This window comes from Ralstonia sp. Ralssp110, assembly GCF_047325135.1.
GTDB classification, from domain to species: Bacteria; Pseudomonadota; Gammaproteobacteria; order Burkholderiales; family Burkholderiaceae; genus Ralstonia; species Ralstonia mojiangensis.
Genome location: NZ_CP168610.1, coordinates 1,468,643 through 1,484,362, shown reverse-complemented (window position 1 = coordinate 1,484,362; position 15,720 = coordinate 1,468,643). Strand labels below are relative to the sequence as shown.

At 63.6% G+C, this 15,720-nt stretch carries 13 protein-coding genes; 9 read left to right on the top strand and 4 right to left on the bottom strand.

Going from position 1 to position 15,720, the window contains the following annotated elements:
- Nucleotide 1: 1 nt before the first annotated feature.
- The 4 genes from tssF to ACEN9T_RS15765 all read left to right on the top strand — a co-directional run bounded on the left by tssF (nt 2) and on the right by ACEN9T_RS15765 (nt 5,477).
- Nucleotides 2–1,882, top strand: coding sequence for a type VI secretion system baseplate subunit TssF (tssF, locus tag ACEN9T_RS15780; RefSeq protein ID WP_413708459.1), 1,881 nt, complete (start codon nt 2–4; stop codon nt 1,880–1,882).
- Nucleotides 1,883–1,894: 12 nt separating this feature from the next.
- Complete coding sequence (gene tssG, locus ACEN9T_RS15775; protein WP_413708211.1) at nt 1,895–2,935, top strand: type VI secretion system baseplate subunit TssG; 1,041 nt, start codon at nt 1,895–1,897, stop codon at nt 2,933–2,935.
- Complete coding sequence (gene tssA / locus ACEN9T_RS15770; RefSeq protein ID WP_413708210.1) at nt 2,922–4,004, top strand: type VI secretion system protein TssA; 1,083 nt, start codon at nt 2,922–2,924, stop codon at nt 4,002–4,004. Before tssG ends, tssA begins: the two co-directional genes overlap by 14 nt.
- Before the next feature lie 279 nt (nt 4,005–4,283).
- Nucleotides 4,284–5,477 carry a diguanylate cyclase gene (locus tag ACEN9T_RS15765; protein WP_413708209.1) on the top strand — a complete coding sequence of 398 codons (1,194 nt, stop codon included), beginning with the start codon at nt 4,284–4,286 and terminating at the stop codon, nt 5,475–5,477.
- A 92-nt stretch (nt 5,478–5,569) separates the two neighbouring features.
- On the opposite strand, the gene ACEN9T_RS15760 is transcribed toward ACEN9T_RS15765, so the two are convergent.
- The gene (locus tag ACEN9T_RS15760; RefSeq protein ID WP_024975461.1) at nt 5,570–6,040 is read right to left on the bottom strand and encodes an Lrp/AsnC family transcriptional regulator; all 471 of its coding nucleotides are present in this window, start codon (nt 6,038–6,040) and stop codon (nt 5,570–5,572) included.
- Between the two features lie 145 nt (nt 6,041–6,185).
- Here ACEN9T_RS15760 and ACEN9T_RS15755 point away from each other — a divergent pair, with 145 nt between their 5' ends.
- Nucleotides 6,186–7,685 (top strand): aminotransferase class V-fold PLP-dependent enzyme, encoded by a 1,500-nt coding sequence (locus ACEN9T_RS15755; protein ID WP_413708208.1) that lies wholly within the window; start codon nt 6,186–6,188, stop codon nt 7,683–7,685.
- Here ACEN9T_RS15755 and ACEN9T_RS15750 read toward each other — a convergent pair.
- Entirely contained in the window at nt 7,682–8,203 is a 522-nt protein-coding gene (locus tag ACEN9T_RS15750) for an Lrp/AsnC family transcriptional regulator (protein ID WP_413708458.1), read from the bottom strand. The two genes, ACEN9T_RS15755 and ACEN9T_RS15750, sit on opposite strands and share 4 nt — an antisense overlap.
- A 145-nt stretch (nt 8,204–8,348) precedes the next feature.
- On the opposite strand from ACEN9T_RS15750, the gene ACEN9T_RS15745 reads away from it, so the two are divergent.
- From ACEN9T_RS15745 to ACEN9T_RS15735, 3 genes are all read left to right on the top strand, one after another.
- Nucleotides 8,349–9,365: a 1-aminocyclopropane-1-carboxylate deaminase gene (locus ACEN9T_RS15745; protein ID WP_413708207.1), complete on the top strand. Its 1,017-nt coding sequence runs from the start codon at nt 8,349–8,351 to the stop codon at nt 9,363–9,365.
- A gap of 91 nt (nt 9,366–9,456) precedes the next feature.
- A complete protein-coding gene (gene mdeB, locus ACEN9T_RS15740; RefSeq protein ID WP_413708206.1) occupies nt 9,457–12,156 on the top strand; it encodes an alpha-ketoglutarate dehydrogenase in 2,700 nt (899 codons plus the stop codon).
- Nucleotides 12,157–12,585: 429 nt separating this feature from the next.
- The gene (locus ACEN9T_RS15735; RefSeq protein WP_413708205.1) at nt 12,586–13,005 is read left to right on the top strand and encodes a hypothetical protein; all 420 of its coding nucleotides are present in this window, start codon (nt 12,586–12,588) and stop codon (nt 13,003–13,005) included.
- A gap of 1 nt (nt 13,006) precedes the next feature.
- Here ACEN9T_RS15735 and ACEN9T_RS15730 read toward each other — a convergent pair whose 3' ends face one another.
- Together ACEN9T_RS15730 and ACEN9T_RS15725 are read right to left on the bottom strand one after the other, a co-directional pair.
- The gene (locus tag ACEN9T_RS15730; RefSeq protein ID WP_413708204.1) at nt 13,007–13,840 is read right to left on the bottom strand and encodes an aldo/keto reductase; all 834 of its coding nucleotides are present in this window, start codon (nt 13,838–13,840) and stop codon (nt 13,007–13,009) included.
- 90 nt (nt 13,841–13,930) lie between these two features.
- The gene (locus ACEN9T_RS15725; RefSeq protein WP_413708203.1) at nt 13,931–15,166 is read right to left on the bottom strand and encodes an NADH:flavin oxidoreductase/NADH oxidase family protein; all 1,236 of its coding nucleotides are present in this window, start codon (nt 15,164–15,166) and stop codon (nt 13,931–13,933) included.
- Nucleotides 15,167–15,253: 87 nt separating this feature from the next.
- Between ACEN9T_RS15725 and ACEN9T_RS15720 the strand changes: the two genes are divergently transcribed.
- On the top strand, nt 15,254–15,712 hold the full coding sequence (locus ACEN9T_RS15720) for a MerR family transcriptional regulator (protein ID WP_092969930.1): 459 nt from the start codon (nt 15,254–15,256) through the stop codon (nt 15,710–15,712).
- Nucleotides 15,713–15,720: the final 8 nt, after the last annotated feature.

Below are 15,720 nucleotides of genomic sequence, written 5' to 3'. Positions count from 1 at the left end.
CATGGACCCACAACTTCTGGATTACTACAACCGGGAACTGGTCTACATGCGGGAGCTGGCCGGTGAATTCGCCCGGCAGCACCCGAAGGTCGCCAAGCGCCTTGGCATGCACGGCATCGAGGTGGCAGACCCTTATGTAGAGCGCCTGATCGAGGCGTTCTGTCTGCTGTCGGCACGCACTCAAATCAAGCTGGATGCGGAGTTCCCACGCTTCACGCAACGGTTGCTGGAGGTGATCTACCCGAACTACGTAGCGCCGACGCCAGCCATTGCGGTGGCGCAGTTCTACCCTAGTCGCACGGAAGGCGATCTGGTGCGCGGGGTTTCAATACAGCGGGATACGGCTTTGCTCGCAAAGGCACCACCTGGCGAATCCACCGAGTGCGAATTCCGCACCACCCAACCGCTGACGCTGTGGCCAATCGAGATTGCGGAAGCGCGGCTTACCGGCATTCCACCGGACATTCAGGGCATGGAGCGCTATTTGCCGGCGCACGTGAGCGTACAAGGCGCACTGCGCCTGCGGTTGCGGCTCACACACGATGTCAGGTTCAGCCAGTTGGCCGGCCTGGATCGCCTGCCCATCTACCTGAGTGGCAATGATCAGATTGCCTCACATTTGTTCGAGCTGATCCACAGTGCTGGCTGCACGACACTCATCGGCAAGCCTGGCGCCATGGATGAACGTCCAACCGCCGTCACGGACAACGCCGTCAGCCATGTCGGCATGGCACCCGACGACAGCGCACTGCCATTAGCCTGGAACAAATTCCACGGGCACAACTTGGTACATGAGTACTTCACATGCCCGCAGCGCTTTTACTTCTTCGGGCTCGATGGCCTTGCGCGGGGCCTCGCAAAGATCGACGGCCGCGAAGCGGAGTTTGTGGTGCTGCTCTCCAAGGCACCGAGTGCAGTGGTGAGCCAAGTCGATGCCAGCCAGTTCGCGCTGTTCTGCACACCGGTCGTCAACCTCTTCCCGATGCGCACCGACCGGATGGAGGTGAGCCCGGGCCGTACAGAATTCCACCTGGTGGCCGACCGGCGACGCCCGCTTGATTACGAGGTGTTCTCGGTACAGAAGCTCTCGGGCCAGGTGACCGAGCACAGTACGCCGATCGACTTCCGGCCGCTGTTTGCTACGCTCAACAGCGATGAGGGCAACCATGGCCGGTACTTTTCTGTGCGTCGGGAGCGGCGGTTGATCTCAGACCAGGCGCGTAAGTACGGCACCCGCACAGCCTACACAGGCACGGAGGTGTTTCTCTCGCTGGTAGACCAGAACGAAGCGCCCTACCCGAACGACCTGCGCTATCTGTCGGTGGAGGCGATGGTGACTAATCGGGATTTGCCGAATCTGGTACCGCGCAATGGATTCAGTGATCTGAGCTCACCCGCTTCGATTCCGGTAGAAGGGATTGGGTTGATCCGCCCGCCATCGGCACCGCATGCGCCGTTTGCCGAAGGCGAGATGGCCTGGCGGCTGATCCGCCAGTTGGGCTTCAACTACCTGTCGCTGATGGATCTCGACCATCGACAGGGTGGCCAGGGGCTGCGCGACATGCTTCGGCTATTCGTGTCGGCCAACGATACCGCCCAGCAGCGGCAGATCGAGAGCCTGATCGGTTCCAAGCTCAAGCCAGTGACACGGCGCATGCCGGGGGCGGGTCCGATTCTGTATGGCCGAGGCGTGCAGTGTCAGTTGACGGTGGATGAGGCCGGCTTCTCTGGCGTCAGCCCGTACCTGTTTGGCGTGGTGCTGGAACACTTCCTGGCGCGCCATGTGTCGGTCAACGCCTTCACGGAAACCGAGCTGCACGCGATGGAGCGCGGACTGATCCACCGCTGGTCGCCCCGCACGGGCGGCCGCAATGTCATCTAGGGTCGTTTAGCCATGTTCCACGGTCAAAATGATCTTGGGCCACCGCCCGCGCCAGCACGGCACGCCCAAAGCCACTACGCAGATCTGCAACCATGGAAGCTGAGCTTTCTCGGGCTATTGCGGGGGCTGTCTGCGCGCCATGCCTCGCTGCCGCCTGTAGGCCGCGCACCCCGCCCGCAGGCGGAACCCTTCCGCATCGGGCAAGTGGCTTCGCTCACCTTTGCGCCACGCGAGATTGCAAAGCTGGAGCAGCGCGCCGATAGCCTGCGTATCCAGTTGTTCGGCCTGGGCATGCTGGGGCCCAATGGCGCGCTGCCGATCCATTTAACGGAAATCGTTCGGGAACGAACCGAGGCGCACCATGACAACACCACGGCCGCATTTCTGGACATCTTCCACCACCGCGCGCTGACGCAGTTCTATCAGGCTTGGGCTGAATCACAGGCAGCCGCTGGACTCGACCGGCGTGACGAGGAGGTGTTCTCGCGCTACATCGGCTGGCTGGCAGGAGCAGAGGCTGACGAGATCGCTCGCAGTGCGCTGCCACCACATGCGCGGCTGGCAGCCAGTGCCCACCATGTGCGGGAGTCGCGTAGCCCGGACGGCATCGTGGCGGCGCTATCGCATTTCTTTGGGGTGCCGGTGCAACTGCAGGAGTTTGTGCTGCATTGGATTGCACTGGATGCTGCCGAGTGCAGCCACCTCGGCCGCCCGGGTGCAACCAGCGTGATGGGGCAAGGCGCCTTGCTCGGCGAGGCTGTGCCCGATCGCCAGCACAAGTTCCGGCTCATTATCGGACCGCTCGACCTGCAGCAGTATTTGAACTTCACCCCCAAGGGACGCGATCTGCCCGTGCTGGTGGAGTGGGTGCGCAGCTTTGTGGGCTTTGAGTTTGAGTGGGAAGTCGAGCTGCAAGTGCAACCACAATCTGCCCCGCCGGCCGTGCTAGGCGCAGATGAGCGTCTGGGATGGTCGACCTGGCTCGGGCGGTCCGATACAAGCTGCGCCATTACAGGCATGGTCTTTCAACCTGAACACTATGTTGCTCAATAAGCTCATGAAGGCAGTCGCTTCCAAGCCGGCCTCCTCGCCTGATATCCGATTTGCTGAGTTGGCGTTGCCGATCAATGCGGATCAGCCATGTGGTCCGGACCTTGAATACGACACGGAATATGTAGTGCTGCAAGCCCGTGCCACCCCGCGCGAGGCAGCCCAGTACGGGGACTTTATGACGCCGACCGATGCGCTGAACTGGCCTGAGCTGGAGCGCGATTGCCAACGGCTGCTGTTGCGCACCAAGGACATCCGGCTACTGACACTCTTTCTACGATGTCGCACTCGACTGGACCAGGCCGAGGGCCTGCGCGATGGCCTCGCGCTACTGCATGCGGTGCTGACGGCCTTTCCCGAGCAAGTCCATCCTCAACTTGAGATCGATGGGGAGATTGACCCTGGCGTTCGGGCAAACGCGCTCGCGACGCTAGTCGATCCACAAGGGTTGTTAGCCGACGTGCGCGAGATTGCCCTGGGCAGGAACGCCATGCGCCTTCAGATACGCGACATCGAGCGTGCGCTTGGCATGTCACGTCCAGCCGATGCGCTTGCACCGGCATCAGTGCATCAGCAACTGGAAGCCCTCCGTAGCCAAGGACTGCCTCAGATTGAGGCTATGCAGGAAGCCTGCGCGCTGGCGCAGTCCATTCAACTGTGGTCCGAAACTTCACTGCCCGATCACGCGCCAGATTTGAAGCCGTTGATACGGCTGCTGCAATTGGCCGGGCGTCCTGACTCGGCGCAGCCCGTGGCGAGTGAATATGCGCCGGCAAGTGAAATACCCCCTGCTGCTGCACCGGCCCCAGCGCCCCCACGCGCCGACAATGCCCCATTGCCGCCAGCAGACGCGCAACCTGCCCCCTCCCAGAACGTCAACGCTATGCCAACCAGCCGTCACGCCGCTTTGACGCAAATCCGCTTCGCTCGGACTTGGTTTGAAGCGCACGAGCCAAGCAGTCCGGTCGCGCTGTTGCTTCGGCAGGCAGAGTCGCTGGTGGGGAAACCGTTTGCGGAGGTGTTTCAGGCGATTCCCGCGGATATCGTTGAAAGGTGGGCGCAGAACGAATAATGGTGCCGTGCGCAGGACGTACAACATCGGACAGCAACTGCCCTCTTCCCCGGCGTTCCTGCGCACGTTGTGCCATCGGCCACACCCTATTGCAAAAATGAGCCTTAAGAGGCGCACAAAACTGCCGATAGCCAGAGGTTGTGGTGAATGCTCTGCACCCAAGCCTCGCCGCTCCAGAAGGCTTCCAGCAGTCGTAGCCACAGGTCGGCCCATCCGGCCTAGGCTCGGTTGCCGAATGCGCGCTTGTCTTGTTCCCATTCCTGTCGCCCGTCCGATCTCATGCTCAGCCCGCTCGCTCTGATAGGTATCGTGATGGTGTCCTGCTTGATGAGCGTCGCCATCCTTGGATCACTGCTTCGGACCGCCGTGCCGGGAATAGGCCGCTGGTGCGTGGCACACGCTCTATTGGCCACGGCTTCGGCGTGTGTGCTGACCGCGGGCAGTCTGCAAGCACGGTTCGTCACCCTGGCGGCTGCACTCATCACGCTGACGGCCGTCCTGTTGCTCATACAGGGGATGCGCCAGTTTTTCGGCAAGCCTTGGGCGGTGACTCAAGAGACGGGGGCGTTTGCCATCGCGTTCGTTGCGTTGGTGTATTTCACGCTCATATCGCCGAACGTCAGCGCAAAGATTGGGATCGTGTCGGTGTTCTTTGCCTATGCCCGGATTGCTGTCGGGACATTGGCCCTGCGTCACGCGCCGCATGCGGGCGCCCGCTATCCCTATCGATTCGTTGCCGCGGCCGCATACCTGGGCGCGTTGTTCCATGTCACCCGGGCGATCGCCGTTGCCTTCGGCCTGCCGCAATCGGCTTTTCCCGAACCGTCAGCGTGGAACGTTCTGTTTCTTGGGCTGGCGATCGTCACGTTCCCATGCATGTCGACCGGCATGGTGATGCTCGCGCACGATCAACTCGCCCGGAGGATGGAGCAGCTCGCGAATATTGACGAACTCACGGGCGTACTGATGCGGCGAGCGTTCATGGCAAGGGCAAGCGTCTTGCTTCACGACGCGGTGGCGAGCGGCAAACCGTTGTCGATTGCTGTTCTGGACATTGATAAGTTCAAAGCCGTCAACGACAGCTTCGGCCATGCCGTCGGCGACCGCATTCTCAGGCATGTCACGTCGGTTGTATCCACGCGGCTCAGGCCGGGCGATCTTGTCGGTCGCCTCGGTGGCGAGGAGTTTGCGATTGTGATGGTCGACGCGGAAAAGACCGCCGCTGCGGCTTTGACGGATGAACTCCGGCTCGCGGTCGAGCATTCGCCAAGAGAAGGCGTGCGTTGCACCTTCAGTGCGGGGGTCGAGTGCGTCATGCCCGGAGACACATTGGCGGCCACCCTCGCCCGAGCGGATGCAGCGCTCTATATGGCGAAAGAGAAAGGGCGCAACCGGGTCATCATTGCCTCAGAGGCTCACGAACGCGGCGTCGAAACGCATGGAGCAACTGCCACGTCAAAACTGGTCTGCTGATGCTGGGTTGGCGAACTTCGGTAGCTGAATAATTGGCCATTTCCTACGAGGCTGCTACGAAAACTCGCCACAGTTCAGCCGCAAATACACCCTCAATCCCCCTGCCCCACATCCCGCACCGGCAGCGCAGTCGAATACTTGATCTGCTCCATCGAGAACGATGAACTCACATCCGACAGCGGCACGGACTTGATGAGGTGCTTGTACACGCGGTCATAGTCTTCGATGCCCGCCACCGCAACACGCAGCAGATAGTCCATCTCGCCGCTCATCCGGTAGACCTCCACCACCTCGGGCATATCGCGCACCACCTGCGTGAAACGCTGCGCCCACTTCTCGGTGTGCTGATCCGTGCGTACGGCAACGAACACAGTGGTGCCGACGCCCAACTTGCGTGCGTCGCACAGCGCCACCTGGGCGCGGATGACGCCCGTGTCCTTGAGCCGCTGCACCCGCTTCCAGCACGGCGTTTGCGAGAGGTTCACGCGCTGCGCAAGCTCGGCGATGGGCAGCGTCGCATCCGCCTGCAACAGCCTCAGTAGTTCGCGGTCAATAGCGTCCATTTCGGCAGAGAAATTTTCTTTTATGGAATCTGAATTTTAGGGAAAATTAATCGCCACATCGAGGAATTCACAGGAAACTTTAAATTATTTTTCCGGGCGGCCCGCCGTATCATTTTCCCTGCCTCCACCGCAGCACAGAAACGAAATGAGCGACAGCAACACCCTCCACTACCTCGACTACGCAGCCACCACGCCGGCCGACCCTCGCGTGATTGCGGCCATGACCGCCTGCCTTGGCATGGAAGGCGCCTTCGGCAACCCAGCGTCAAGTTCGCATGCGACCGGCCGCGTCGCGCGGAACAAGGTGGAGCACGCACGCGAGCAAGTTGCCGCGCTCATCGGCGCTGATGCCGACGAGATCATCTGGACGTCGGGCGCAACCGAGTCCAACAACCTCGCGCTGAAGGGCTACGCAGAGGCCGCCACCGGCAAGCGCCACCTCATCACGAGCCGCATCGAACACAAGGCCATTCTCGACACGATGGCGAACCTGTCGGCGCGTGGCTGTTCGGTGACGTATCTCTCGCCAACACGCGACGGCGAAATTACACCCGAGGCTGTCGCCGCTGCGATGACGCCCGACACCGGCCTCGTCTCGCTCATGCTGGTGAACAACGAACTGGGCACGTTGACTGACGTTGGTGCGATCGCGCAGATCGTGCATGCCGCCGGCGCGCTGTTCCACGTCGACGCCGCACAGGCACTCGGCAAGACGCCGATCGATGTGCGCGCGCTCGGCATCGACATGCTCTCGATGTCCGCCCACAAGGTGTATGGCCCCAAGGGGATCGGGGCGCTGTATGTGCGCCGCGATGTTGCCTCGCGCATTGCGCCGCAAATCCACGGTGGCGGCCATGAGCGTGGTCTGCGGTCGGGCACGCTGGCGACGCATCAGATTGTCGGGATGGGCGTGGCGTGTGAGTTGGCTGCGGAAGAGCTGGAGCACGAAACCACCCGCATTGCTGCGCTGAGCCAGCGGCTGAAGGCAGCGGTGCTCGCCCTCGGCGACGTGGTGCAGAACGCCGACGTGGCCCGACGCATTCCCCACACCCTCAGCTTCACGGTCAACGCGCCCGGCTTCATGCCGATGATGCTGGGCGACGACCTCGCCGTGTCGTCCACATCGGCGTGCAACTCTGCAGCGGGCACGCCCTCGCATGTGCTGACGGCCATCGGCCTGGATGCCGATGCCGCCGGCCGCACCGTGCGCATCAGCCTGGGCCGATTTGCTACCGAGCACGACGTCGATTTTGCCGCTGCGTGCTTCCAGCGCGCGATCGAGCAATGCCGCGCCACCGCATCCAGCGGGTTGACGGCTTCGCGGCAAATCATGCCCGCCGATCTGAAGGCCATCTGCAATGCAGGTTTCCGCTCGGTGATCTGCAATCGCCCAGATGGCGAGAGCAGCGACCAGCCCGCCTTTGAGGACATTGCCGCCGCCGCCCGCGAACTGGGCCTGGAAGCGCGCTACCTGCCGGTCGAGCCGAACGGCATTGGCGATGCAGACGTCGCGGCATTTGGCGAACTGGTCGACACGTTGCCCAAGCCCGTCCTTGCGTATTGCAGAAGCGGCAACCGGGCCGGCATGCTCTGGAACCGCCTGATGGATCAACGCAAGGGCTTAGCCGCTCGCACCGTCGGCTAAGCCACCGGCAGCTCCGTCGTCGACAGCACCTGCTTGAGCACCATGAACGTCCGGATCTGCCGCACGCCCGGCAGATACAGCAACTGTTCGGCATGGAGCCGGTTGTAGCCTTCGTTGTCTTTCGTGCGCACGAGCATGAAGTAGTCGAACTCGCCGGTTACGACGTGGCATTCCAGGCAACCGGGCACCTTCTGCACCGCTTTCTCAAATGCCGTGAATGATTCCGGCGTCGAGCGATCCAGCACGACGCCGATCATCACCAGCGACCCCAGATCCAGCGCACGCGGATCGAGCAGCGCAACAATCCCCTTGATCAGCCCCAGCTCCTTCAGCCGTTCCACGCGGCGAAGGCAGGCCGGCGGGCTGAGGTTCACCTTGGCCGCCAGGGCCACGTTGGAGATGGACGCATCGCGCTGGAGCGTCCTGAGAATCGCGCGATCGGTGCGATCCAAGGCGTGGCGCGCTGAAGCCGCCGACGCGTCAGCATCTTCCTGCAATTTTGTTTCGCTCTTTTTCATATTAAAGAAATAAAGAGATACATAGTTCGATATACGGCCATCTACGTTCCGGATATTAGACGATCTTTGCAACCTCATTTCGTAGCGTTCTGCGTACCATTGGTTTCCGACATCCCGCCATTTGCGGCACTGAAGGAGCCACCTCATGAACCTGCAGCGATTTCCCCGTTATCCCCTGACGTTCGGCCCGACGCCCATCCAGCCGCTGAAACGATTGAGCGCGCACCTGGGCGGCAAGGTCGAGCTGTTTGCCAAGCGCGAGGACTGCAACAGCGGCCTGGCCTTCGGCGGCAACAAGACGCGCAAGCTGGAATACCTGATCCCGGAAGCGCTGGAAGGCGGGTACGACACGCTGGTGTCCATTGGTGGCATTCAGTCGAACCAGACGCGCCAGGTGGCCGCCGTGGCCGCGCACCTCGGCCTCAACTGCGTGCTGGTGCAGGAAAACTGGGTGAACTACTCCGACGCCGTGTACGACCGCGTCGGCAATATCGAGATGTCGCGCATCATGGGCGCCGACGTGCGCCTCGATGCAGCAGGCTTCGACATCGGCATCCGGCCCAGTTGGGAACAGGCCATGGAAGACGTGCGCAAGCGCGGCGGCAAGCCGTTCCCAATTCCGGCCGGCTGCTCCGAACACCCGCTCGGCGGCCTGGGCTTTGTCGGCTTTGCTGAAGAAGTCCGCCAGCAGGAAGCGCAGCTGGGCTTCAAGTTCGACTACATCGTCGTCTGCTCGGTCACGGGCAGTACGCAAGCCGGCATGGTCGTCGGCTTTGCGGCGGATGGCCGGGCCGACAAGGTGATCGGCATCGACGCCTCGGCCAAGCCGGAACAGACGCGTGCGCAGATCCTCCGCATTGCCCAGCACACCGCCGAACTGGTCGACCTCGGCCGAAACATCACAGAGAAGGACGTGGTGCTCGACACGCGCTACGGCGGCCCGGAATACGGCTTGCCCAATGAAGGCACGCTGGAAGCCATTCGCCTGTGCGCACGCCAGGAAGCCATGCTGACGGACCCCGTGTACGAAGGGAAATCCATGCACGGCATGATCGACATGGTGCGCAACGGTGAATTTCCTGAGGGCTCGCGCGTGCTCTACGCCCACCTGGGCGGCGTGCCGGCGCTCAACGCGTACAGCTTCATCTTCCGCAACGGTTGATGCAGCGCCGCCGCGGCGGCGCATCCGGGCGCGGGCGTGCATCGCATGATCACGGCCCGCCTTCCCATCCTTCCTTCAGGCAGGACCCGTCATGACGGATTTATCGACCGGCGCCGCGTCGATGCGCTCCCTCGCGCACCGCATCGAAGACAGCGATCCAGGGGAAACCGCCGAATGGCTCGACGCGCTGGAGGCCGTCGTCCAGCATGCCGGCACCTCGCGCGCGCAGTTCCTGTTCGACCGCTTGGCAGAACGCGCCTCAAAGCTTGGCGTCGGCACCGCCCTCGCCCGCGTCACGCCGTACGTCAACACGATCCCCGTTGAGGCGCAGCCGCCGTATCCCGGTGACATCGATACCGAAGAGCGACTGGCCGCCGCGCTGCGCTGGAACGCGCTCGCCATGGTGGTGCGTGCCAACCAGGCCTACGGCGAGCTGGGCGGACACATCGCCAGCTATGCGTCGGCCGCGGATCTGTTCGAAGTCGGCTTCAATCATTTCTTCCGGGCCGACAACGCGGGGCACGGCGGCGATCTCGTCTATTTCCAGCCGCATTCTTCGCCCGGCGTTTACGCGCGTGCGTATCTCGAAGGCTTCCTGGATGAAGCGCATCTCGAACACTACCGGCGCGAAATCACCGGTCCGGGGTTGTGCTCGTATCCGCATCCGTGGTTGATGCCGGCGTTCTGGCAGTTCCCGACCGGATCGATGGGCATCGGGCCGATCAACGCGATCTACCAGGCGCGTTTCATGCGCTACCTGCACAACCGCGGCCTGCTGCAGACCTCCGAACGCAAGGTGTGGGGCTTCTTCGGCGACGGCGAAATGGACGAGCCCGAATCAATCGGCGCCCTCTCGCTGGCGGCGCGCGAGCGGCTCGACAACATCGTGTTCGTCATCAACTGCAACCTGCAGCGGCTCGACGGTCCCGTGCGCGGCAACGGCCGCGTCGTCGACGAACTCGAAGCGCAGTTCACGGGCGCCGGCTGGAACGTCATCAAGGTGCTGTGGGGTTCGGACTGGGATGCCCTCTTCGCCCGCGACCATTCGGGCGCCTTGCTGCGTGCATTCGCGCAGACCGTGGATGGCCAGTTCCAGACGTTCTCCGCCAACGACGGCGCCTACAACCGTGAGCGCTTCTTTGGCCAGAACCCTGAGCTTGCCGCGCTCGTCTCGCATTTCAGCAACGAAGACATCGACCGCCTGCGCCGCGGCGGCCACGACGTGCGCAAGCTCCACGCCGCCTACGCTCGGGCGCTGCAGCACACCGGCCAGCCCACGGTGATCCTTGCCAAGACGATGAAGGGCTTCGGCATGGGCAGCGTTGGGCAAGGCCGGATGACGACGCACCAGCAGAAGAAGCTCGATGTCGATCAGCTCAAGGCGTTTCGCGACCGCTTCCGCCTGCCGCTGTCGGACACCGATGTCGAGCAATTGAAGTTCTACAAGCCAGCGCCGAACAGCCCGGAGGTGCAATACCTGCATGCGCGCCGGGCTGCCCTCGGAGGCTATCTGCCCAGACGGCGGATGGCGGCAACACAGGCGCTGACCGTGCCTGCGTTGCCATCCTGGGGACAATTCGCGCTGCAGGCCGAAGGCCGCGAGATGTCGACCACGATGGCGATCGTGCGGATGTTCGGCAACCTGCTGAAAGACGACACGCTCGGCCCGCGCGTGGTGCCCGTAGTGGCGGACGAAGCGCGCACGTTCGGCATGGCGAGCATGTTCCGCCAGGTCGGCATCTATTCGCCGCTGGGCCAGCAATACGAACCGGAAGATCTGGGTTCGATGCTGTATTACCGCGAAGACACGAGCGGCCAGATCCTGGAGGAAGGCATCTCGGAGGCCGGCGCCATCTCGTCGTGGATTGCCGCCGCCACCGCCTACAGCACGCACGATCTGCCGATGCTGCCGTTCTACATCTACTACTCGATGTTCGGCTTCCAGCGCATTGGGGATCTGATCTGGGCGGCGGCGGACCAGCGGGCGCGCGGCTTCCTGATCGGCGCCACGGCGGGCAAGACAACGCTCGGCGGTGAAGGCCTCCAGCACCAGGACGGCGCCAGCCACCTTGCCGCATCCACGGTGCCGAACTGCCGCGCGTGGGACCCGGCATTTGCCTACGAGGTTGCCGTCATCCTCGACGAAGGTATGCGCGCGATGCTGGAGCGCCAGGAAGACATGTTCTACTACCTCACGGTGACGAACGAGAACTACGCGCAGCCCTCCATGCCAAGCAGCGACCTGCGTGCGGGCATTCTCAAAGGGATGTATCCGCTGACGCCACAAAGTCTGCCGACCGCACGCGTGCAGTTGCTCGGCTCCGGCGCCATCCTGGGCGAAGTCATGGCCGCCGCGCAGATGCTCAAGGAAGACTGGAACATCGACGCTGCCACCTGGAGCGTGACGAGCTTTTCCGAGCTGCACCGCGAGGCCATCGCTGTGGAGCGCGTTGCCCGCCTGGGCGGTGAAGCCGCGCCTTCGTACGTGGAAACCGTCTTGCGCGAATCGCACGGGCCCGTCATTGCGGCCACCGACTATGTGCGCGCCGTGGCCGAGCTGATCCGTGCGCACGTGCCGCGCCGCTACGTCACGCTCGGCACCGACGGCTTTGGCCGCAGCGATTCGCGCCGGGCGCTGCGCGAGTTCTTCGAAGTGGACCGCGCATCCATCGTCATCGCCGCACTGAAGGCGCTCGCCGACGACGGTGAACTGGATCACGCCGTGGTGCGTGAGGCGGTTGCACGCTACGGCAAACACGCGACGATGGCTGACGCGCCGTGGATGCGCTGAACAACCCGCACTCGCGAGGCTTTTAGCTCGGCTCGCCGAGGTCGAAGCTCCACGTGCCGAGTTATTTGCTCCGCGTGTCGAGCTTTTTGCTCCGCGTGTCGAGCTTTTTGCTCCACGTGTCGAGCTTTTTGCTCGGCGGTTGATGCTCCGAACTCGGCCCACGAGGCTTTTTGCTCGACTGCCCGAGCTTTTTGCCTCGCACGCCGAGGTTTGTCGTTGGGGTGTGGCGCACTGAATCTCGGCCCTGCGTGCGGTCGATGCATCGGCGCAGCGAAATGGGCCAGGGCACGGTCTTCCGAAATCGGTCGTGCGGCGGTTTCAGCCAAGGGCGTCGCGTCAGGGCCCTTTTTCGTTTCCAAATGTTACGACGTGCATTCAGGTCGACTTCGCGTCGGGCAAGCAGCGAGGCCGTGCAGTACAGTCCATGCCATGAAAAAAGCCCTCACCTGCCCGTCTCTCGTCCTGCTGGCCTTGCTCGGTGCGTGCGCATCGCACCCGCAACAGCAGCCCGTTGATTCGACCACCGCCGCTGCGGCCACCACCGACGCCAGCGCAGACAACGGCTGGCAGGTGCTGCGCGCCAACTACATGGCGTGCGTGCAGCGCCAGGCCGATAGCGGCGTGCCGGGCACCACGCAGACGAAGGCCGTGGTCGCCTCCGCGCTCGATGCCTGCGAGGGCGATCTGCGCACCATGCACGACGGTTTCCGCGACCACCTCAGCGCGTCGATGTCTTCATCCGGCGCGCGCAAGGCAGCCGACCGCGTCACCAAAGACACCCGCGAGAAAGCCCGCGTCTACCTGATGGGCTACGTCGACCACGAGCGCTACCTGGCGAAGTCGCGCTGATTTAAAGCATCTCCAACGCGCGCGGCCCCTTGGGCGGCGGGAAGATGCTGTCTAGTGTTGCAAGCTGCTCAGCCGTGAGCGTGTGCGACAGCGCCCCGATGTTCTCGCGCAGGCGGTCAGGATGGCCGGTCTTGGGAATCGCGATGATGTCGTCCCGCGCCAGCAGCCACGCCAGCGCCACCTGTGCCGGCGTCATGCCGCACTCCTGGGCGAAGCGCACCAGCTTCGGATGCCGAACGAGCCGCGCCTGCTCGATGGGCGAATAGGCCATCACCGGCACACGGCGCTCGCGCAGCCAGGACAACAAATCCCATTCGATGCCGCGCCGGCTAAGGTTGTAGAGCAGCTGGTTGACGGCAATCTGATCGCCGCCGGGCGCGTCCCACCATTCCTCCATGTCGGACAGGTCGAGATTGCTCACGCCGTACTGGCGGATCTTGCCTTCGCGCTGCAGGGCCTGCAGGCCTTCCAGCGTGTCTTCGAACGGCACATCGCCACGCCAGTGCAGCAGGTACAGATCGAGGCGGTCGGTGCCGAGGCGGCGCAGGCTGCGCTCGCACGCCGCGGCGATACCGCGCCGGCTGGCGTTGTGCGGATAAACCTTGCTCACGAGAAAGACCTCATCGCGCCGTCCGGCAATGGCCTCGCCAATTAGCGATTCGGAGAGGCCTTCGCCGTACATCTCGGCCGTGTCGATCAGCCGCAAACCCAGGTCGAGGCCCAGACGCAGCGTGGCGATTTCTTCGGCACGGGTGGCGCGGTCGTCGCCGATGTTCCAGGTGCCCATGCCGAGTGCAGGGACGCGTTCGCCGTTGGGCAGAGTGACGTGTTTCATGTCGTGCTTTCCGATCGGTCAGGCAAAACATGAATCTACAAGAGACGCGGCGCACCGTTAAGGTCGCGCCCGTCCGGTCAGAAAATACGGCTAGCGCACCTGACGTTGCGCCGCCCACCGGCGATAGCGCCGCGACTGGCAGGCTGCGGCCAGTTGCTGTTCGATCAGTGCCCGCAGGGGCGACACGCCAGGGGCCGTCGTGCGCCCCTTGCTCAACCGGCCGAGCTGAAACTTGACGACAGCCATGTTGGCGAGTGCGCCCAGCGCCTTGTTCTTCCACGTGATGGGCTGCAGCACCGGCGCGCTGTTCTTGCCGCCCGCCCAGTCGCGCGGCAGGTTGGGATCGATGGACAGCGCCGTCGCAATGCCGACCATGTCGACACCGCTGTCGACCACCTGCTCCGCTACGGCCCGGCGCCGGATGCCGCCTGTGACCATCAGCGGCATGCGGGCAATGGCGGCAATGTCGCGTGCGAATTCCAGGAAATAAGCTTCGCGGGCGAGCGTGCGGCCGTCGCGCGCGTGCCCTTGCATGGCCGGAACTTCGTAGCTGCCGCCGGACAGTTCAACGAGGTCGACACCCAGTGGGTTGAGCAGCTCGACCACCTGCTTCGCATCGTCAGGGCTGAAACCGCCGCGCTGGAAATCGGCCGAGTTCAGCTTGACCGCCACGACGAACTGCGGCGACACGGCGGCGCGCACGCTGCGCACGATATCGAGCAGCAGGCGCGCGCGGTTCTCGATCGGGCCACCCCACTGGTCCTGCCGCCGGTTCGAAATGGGCGAGAGAAACTGGCTTAGCAGATAGCCATGGGCGGCGTGGATCTGCACACCGGTGAAGCCGCTCTGCTCGGCCAGTTGCGCGCTGCGCGTGAAGCGCTGCTGGACCTCGCGGATATCCGCCTCGGTCATCTCGCGCGGCACCGGAAACTGCTTGGACAGCGCGCCGAGCGCGAGCGGAACTGCCGAAGGCGCCACCGTCGGCTGTCCGAGCGATGCAGGCATCTGGCGCCCCGGATGGTTGATCTGCACCCACGCATGCGCACCATGCGCACGCGCCACCTGGGCCCAGCGGCGAAAGCGTTCGAGATGCGCGCCGTCTTCCAGCACGACGCCGTTCGGGCCCGTCATGGCGCGGTGGTCGACCATCACGTTGCCGGTCAGGATCAGGCCGGCGCCGCCTGCGGCCCAGGCCTCATACAGACGCAGCAACGCGTCGGAAGGCGCGTGATCGGCATCGGCCATGTTTTCTTCCATGGCGGCTTTGGCCAGGCGATTCGGGATCACCGCGCCATTGGGCAGGACGAGGGGCGTGAAGAGTTTCATGGTGGCATCCGCGGGGGATTTGACATTTGACGACACCTCAACCCTAAGCTTAAAGTCAACTTGAATGTCAAGCCTGCGGAGCAGCACATGAAGATTGGTGAACTGGCCCGCCTGAGCGGCGTGGCCGCCTCCCGCATTCGGTTCTATGAAGCCAGCGGCCTGTTGCAGCCCGCTGAGCGGCAATCCAATGGGTATCGGGAGTACGCGCCGGAATCGGTGACGCGGCTGCAGATCATCTTGCGCGCGCAAAGTGCGGGGTTCTCGCTGGAAGAGATTCGCGCCTTTTTGCCCGGACACCAAGGCGCGTGGTCACGCGAAGAACTGCTGCAGGCGCTGCGCCGCAAAGTCGCGGAAATCGATGTGCTGGAGCAGCACCTGGCGCAAAACAAGCGCGACTTGCTGGCGCTCATTCGCGAAGTCGACCACGAGGCCGACGGTGAAGACTGCGCCGAACGCGCCCGCCGCGTCTTCGACAAGATGAACCTGCGACCGCTCAAGCAGCCCGCTGCAGAACCTCCGGCGCGCCCGGCGAGAAAGCGCGGCTGAGGCGCGCG